This is a genomic window from Streptomyces sp. NPDC127092, from assembly GCF_042722475.1.
Classification (GTDB): Bacteria; Actinomycetota; Actinomycetes; order Streptomycetales; family Streptomycetaceae; genus Streptomyces.
The window spans coordinates 548-978 of the sequence record NZ_JBHXFE010000226.1; the positions used below are offsets into that span (position 1 = coordinate 548).

Genomic DNA, 431 nt, shown 5'->3' on the forward strand with positions numbered 1-431 from the left:
TGGACCCGAATAATCATGTCGGGCCGTTGGCCTCGCAGCAGCAGTTCGATCGGGTGCAGAACTACCTGAAGATTGCACGCGATGAAGGAGCGCGGATACTGCACGGAGGGGGCACTCCCCCTGGAACCGACCCTAATGGCTTGTTCGTGGAGCCCACCGTGCTCACCGACGTCGATCCGTCCATGCGTGTTGCCCAGGAGGAGATTTTCGGCCCAGTCCTCTCGATCCTCGTCTTCGACGACGAGGATCAAGCGGTGGAGCTTGCCAACAACGTGGAGTTCGGCTTGAGCGCAAACATCTGGACTCGCGACTTGGGGCGGATGCATCGCATGAGCCAGCTCGTGCAGGCCGGAACGATCTGGGGCAACACGATGAGGATGTACGGGCCCGGCTTGTGGTTCGGCGGAATCAAGTCGAGCGGAGTCGGAAGT

1 protein-coding gene is annotated in these 431 nt (G+C 60.8%); it reads left to right on the plus strand.

Annotated elements, in window-relative coordinates:
• Positions 1-431: aldehyde dehydrogenase family protein (locus tag ACFWJO_RS39150; protein WP_386872992.1), on the plus strand; the 431-nt coding region annotated here is incomplete at both ends.